Origin of the sequence: Tunicatimonas sp. (assembly GCF_049647865.1) — a bacterium.
Taxonomy (GTDB): Bacteria; Bacteroidota; Bacteroidia; order Cytophagales; family Cyclobacteriaceae; genus Tunicatimonas.
The window spans coordinates 1-4,205 of record NZ_JBARYM010000193.1 but is presented as its reverse complement, the minus strand read 5'-3'; the positions used below and the strand labels follow the sequence as shown (position 1 = coordinate 4,205).

General features: G+C 44.3%; 5 protein-coding genes. 3 read left to right on the top strand and 2 right to left on the bottom strand.

Annotated elements, in window-relative coordinates; translation table 11 throughout:
- Nucleotides 1-106 precede the first annotated feature (106 nt).
- The gene (locus tag WBA23_RS05880) at nucleotides 107-529 is read left to right on the top strand and encodes a GNAT family N-acetyltransferase (RefSeq protein ID WP_424581321.1); all 423 of its coding nucleotides are present in this window, start codon (nucleotides 107-109) and stop codon (nucleotides 527-529) included.
- Between the two features lie 14 nt (nucleotides 530-543).
- Here WBA23_RS05880 and WBA23_RS05875 read toward each other — a convergent pair whose 3' ends face one another.
- A complete protein-coding gene (locus WBA23_RS05875) occupies nucleotides 544-1,920 on the bottom strand; it encodes an HTTM domain-containing protein (protein WP_424581320.1) in 1,377 nt (458 codons plus the stop codon).
- A 124-nt stretch (nucleotides 1,921-2,044) separates the two neighbouring features.
- On the opposite strand from WBA23_RS05875, the gene WBA23_RS05870 reads away from it, so the two are divergent.
- Nucleotides 2,045-2,290, top strand: a complete 246-nt coding sequence (locus tag WBA23_RS05870; RefSeq protein WP_424581319.1) for a hypothetical protein — start codon at nucleotides 2,045-2,047, stop codon at nucleotides 2,288-2,290.
- Here the strand turns inward: WBA23_RS05870 and WBA23_RS05865 are convergent, their stop codons facing one another.
- The gene (locus WBA23_RS05865) at nucleotides 2,291-2,842 is read right to left on the bottom strand and encodes a hypothetical protein (RefSeq protein WP_424581318.1); all 552 of its coding nucleotides are present in this window, start codon (nucleotides 2,840-2,842) and stop codon (nucleotides 2,291-2,293) included. It lies immediately after the preceding gene.
- A 115-nt stretch (nucleotides 2,843-2,957) separates the two neighbouring features.
- On the opposite strand from WBA23_RS05865, the gene mnmA reads away from it, so the two are divergent.
- Entirely contained in the window at nucleotides 2,958-4,160 is a 1,203-nt protein-coding gene (gene mnmA / locus WBA23_RS05860; protein WP_424581317.1) for a tRNA 2-thiouridine(34) synthase MnmA, read from the top strand.
- Nucleotides 4,161-4,205 lie beyond the last annotated feature (45 nt).

The window sequence follows — 4,205 nt, the reverse complement described above, 5'->3', positions numbered from 1 at the left end:
CAGGTTTTATTCTGTGGGTATATAGCATAATGGATGAGTAATGCAGATGTATGACTTGGAAAAAAATTGTAGTATTAAACCAGTCTACCATATCAATACTTGAGCAATGAAAGAGAGTTTCTTAGTATCCACTGACCGTACTAAGTTAAATGTGGATATGATCCATACCTATCTGAGTAGTGAAGCGTATTGGTCGAAGGGCAGAAGCCGAGCGGTAGTAGAGAAATCGATTGCTAACGCTTTATGCTTTGGCATGTACCATTCTAGCGGTCAGCAAGTAGGTTTTGCCCGCGTAGTGACTGACTACGCTGTATTTGCCTGGTTGATGGATGTTTTTATTATAGAAGGTTATCGTAGAAGAGGATTGAGTAAACAGTTGATTACGAATGTCCTAAGTCATCCCGACTTACAAAACTTGCAACGTTGGGGATTATTAACTGCCGATGCTCACACGCTTTATCAGCAGTATGGATTTACGCCGATTGCTTCCCCTAAATGGTTCATGGAACTGGTGAATCCCCCCGCATAATAGAATACAGAGCACTATTTTGGCAATTCCCTGTCATGATAAATCCAGGCAGCATGGCGAAAGGGTTGCCAAGACACATTAGCTAAGTCTACCGAACTATCGACCAGTGGTGACCGCTTGCGGCCATTGAGACTCACCTTCCCGTGTGCGTAGATCGCTACGTCCTCGTGTCCGCGCTCTTGGTATGTTTTATCCAGATACTGACTAAACTGCCAGATCATATCGGGGTGAGTCGCCAACTTACGTGCTTGCTTGGGCGTAAGATGATCGCGCGGTTCTTCCCACCAGGTTTCCCCAGTTGCTTTATCCTCTACCATAAACCGAACCGAGCCGGATTTGGTACGTAGCATCATCCGCCACGATAGTCGGTGACCTTCTTCCGTCCAAAACACATTTCCTTCGTACAAATGGTGCCTTAAAGGTAGATACACCTGCCAAGCGAAGTACAAAATTCCCAGAACCAAAACCCATGTAGGCAGCGGGTAGTTGGTAGACGAAACCGCTTCAGCAGTGAGTGGCGGTTTCCTCCGGAAAAATAACCGGCGAACCTGCTCCGGCGGAAAGAAGAATGCGCAAAGCGCAATGGCTAAGTAAGGAAAAATTCCGATATGAAAAACGGCTGAGTTGAATCCGTGAAAAAACACTCCTACTGCGAACGCCCACGGACGGGTTTTACGCCACAATAGTGCCGGAATAATTAGACCATCGAAAGCGATGCCACCGTAGGCTACCATTGTTTGTAACCATTCTTCTTGCAATATTGGACCGATGAGCCAAAAATCAGCTTTACCGGCAAACCATAAACCAATAGGAATGCCTGCTAACCAATCAGGATAAATCTTAGCCAACGAAGCAAACGTATATACAATAAATAATTGCACCACAAAAACCACCGTACACCAGCGCGGGCAGGTGAGTGACTTTCCCACTCTTTTCTGGTGTACATCGAGCGAATAGTAGCGATGAGCGGGCATCAATGTCATAACCCAGCACAACAGCATCAGTAAGTAATAGTGGTTATTATAACTGGTCTTCTGTAAAAGATAGCCAATTGACCACAGTACGGCATACGTTAGTATTGCTATCCGGTAGCGATAACCTAGCATGACCATAATCCCCGCTACGCCCATAAGTCCGTAAACTACGTACATCGTTTCTCCCGCAAACAGTTGCAAGAAATCCAGACCTATAAAGTTAAAGGTGAACGCTGGTTCTACGTATGTTCGGCGAACCCAGCCGGTTAAAATAGCCCCGAAACCTTCCGCAGCAATCAAAAGGCCAAAGGCTATCCGAAACAGAATGAGTGAACTATTATCGATGGGGTCAGTCAGCCAAGTGGACAAACCTACTGCTCGCCGACTGGGTATTGAAGTGTGAGTTAGGGTGTCCATAGTGGCTAAGATACTACAGAGGCATTACTTTTAAGCAAATCTGTCGCAAGTAAGCTATCGTTAAGTTTAATAAAGAAAAAGTGATACTTATGGTATTCATTTGTTACTATAACATTCGCTTATTATGACGCATCAAGATTTTAAGAAGTACTCTGTTAGACAGCAAATCTATACGATTCATCAGTATGCTCATTTTTTAACGCTCACCACTATTGGAGATTGTATTACTCGCTTGTACGCACTAGATAATTTCTTTGTAGAGTACCGGTACAATATCACCACATTACAAGTTAGTGTAGACGCTTTTAAAGATACTGACAGACTTTCTACATTTTTGAATGAAGTAGATGTATCTATCTTCTCAAATTAATTACAAGCCGGACGGCAGTAAGCCCTTCTGCATTAACAGTGGCCTTAACTTACGACGAAAGTTGAGTTGTTGGCCGGAGTTAGGAAATTCAATCATTTCGTTGTGAATTACCTGAAATCCACTTTTTATCAATGGCTCGGCTAAGCCCCGAAAAATTACCGCAGAAATTAAAACGATAGGCACATTCGGGTTCGCTAATGCAAGAATCTTTTGAATAATTTCCGGCACATTATTCCAGTAAATAGTAGAGCGAGCTGTGGCGGTAGTGTTGGGTAAAGGCGAATCGTGACCGTGGATAAGAAAAAGACCTTCTTCCTGAAATCTCTCTAGAAAATAACTCTTCTCGACTCGTAGTTGCCGTACCGTATCAAAGGCAGCAACCTCTTCGGCAAACAGCACTTTCATCATTTCTAAAAATAAGCTATCACCCCGACGTACTTTTTCAAAATAAAAGTAACGATTTCGCTCCTCCGGCGGAGGAGCTTCCGTAATAAACAGTAGCTTAATCTGGTCAGGACGATACTTTTCACGAGCCTCTTTGAATCTTGTCATTGGTCATTAATTCATATTCATTGCTAATTGTTTCCGCCTAAGGCGGACTAACTGCCAATTATCTAAGCTGAACCATTTTCTTAGAAATATAGTATACTTAGCAAATCTTAATAGTATGAAAAAGCGAGTGGTTGTTGGCCTATCGGGAGGGGTAGACTCCAGCGTGGCGGCGCACTTATTGGTAGAGCAGGGTTACGAAGTAATTGGCCTGTTTATGAAGAACTGGCACGACGATAGTGTGGTTATTAGCCGGGAGTGCCCTTGGGTAGAAGACAGTCAAGATGCGTTGATCGTGGCTCAAAAATTAGGAATTCCTTTTCAGACGATTGACCTCAGCAAGGAATATAAAGAGCGGATCGTTGACTATATGTTTCGGGAATACGAACAGGGACGAACGCCCAACCCCGATGTACTGTGTAACCGAGAGATTAAATTTGATATTTTTCTTAAAACGGCGCTGCGGTTAGGAGCCGACTTCGTAGCTACCGGACACTACTGCCGTAAATCTGAAAGCACTGATTCGATGGGAAATAAAACCTATCACTTGCTGGCGGGAAAAGACCAGAATAAAGATCAAAGCTACTTTTTGTGCCAACTGAATCAGCAGCAGTTGAGTAAAGCTCTGTTCCCAATTGGCGAGATGGAAAAATCAGAAGTACGTCAACTGGCTCGCGAACTGAATTTGGTAACCGCCGAGAAGAAAGATTCTCAGGGACTGTGTTTTATTGGCAAAGTCCGCTTACCCGAGTTTTTGCAGCAAAAGCTACTTCCTAAGTTGGGAAAGATTATAGAAATTCCCAAAGAGGCTGCTATTTTTGAGCGTCAGTTGGTAACTACTTCGGGTGCCGAAGCAGATACAAATAGTCTAGCCGAACTGGCAGCTCCGTATTCGTATCAGCCTAGCTTGGGCAACGTGGTAGGTGAACATCAGGGGGCGCATTACTTTACTATTGGCCAGCGTAAAGGACTGAATGTAGGAGGTAGCCCCGAACCATTGTTCGTGTTAGCCACGGATACTACCGAAAATGTAGTGTACGTTGGTCAAAGCGATCAGCATCCTGGTTTGTATCGTCCGGCGTTATTTGTCACTAATGAAGAAACTCACTGGCTACGAGGAGATTTACGCCTTGAGACTGGGGAAGAAGCTCGCTATCAAGCCCGAATCCGCTACCGCCAGCGGTTGGAAGAAGCCACACTGCGCCAAACTACCGAAGGCCTTTATGTAGTATTTGACCGTCCGCAGAAAAGTATTGCTGCCGGACAATTTGTAGCTTGGTATAGTGGAGACGAATTAATTGGTTCAGGAGTGATTAGCTAAGGAAAAAGGAATTGCTCACTAGCTTATTCGGCCAGTGCGAGTAAC

Excerpts from the sequence above, each read along its gene's own strand:
- mnmA (WP_424581317.1), top strand. The coding sequence starts at position 2,958 with ATGAAAAAGCGAGTGGTTGTTGGCCTATCGGGAGGGGTAGACTCCAGC.
- WBA23_RS05880 (WP_424581321.1), top strand. The coding sequence starts at position 107 with ATGAAAGAGAGTTTCTTAGTATCCACTGACCGTACTAAGTTAAATGTG.
- WBA23_RS05875 (WP_424581320.1), bottom strand. The coding sequence starts at position 1,920 with ATGGACACCCTAACTCACACTTCAATACCCAGTCGGCGAGCAGTAGGT.
- WBA23_RS05865 (WP_424581318.1), bottom strand. The coding sequence starts at position 2,842 with ATGACAAGATTCAAAGAGGCTCGTGAAAAGTATCGTCCTGACCAGATT.
- WBA23_RS05870 (WP_424581319.1), top strand. The coding sequence starts at position 2,045 with ATGACGCATCAAGATTTTAAGAAGTACTCTGTTAGACAGCAAATCTAT.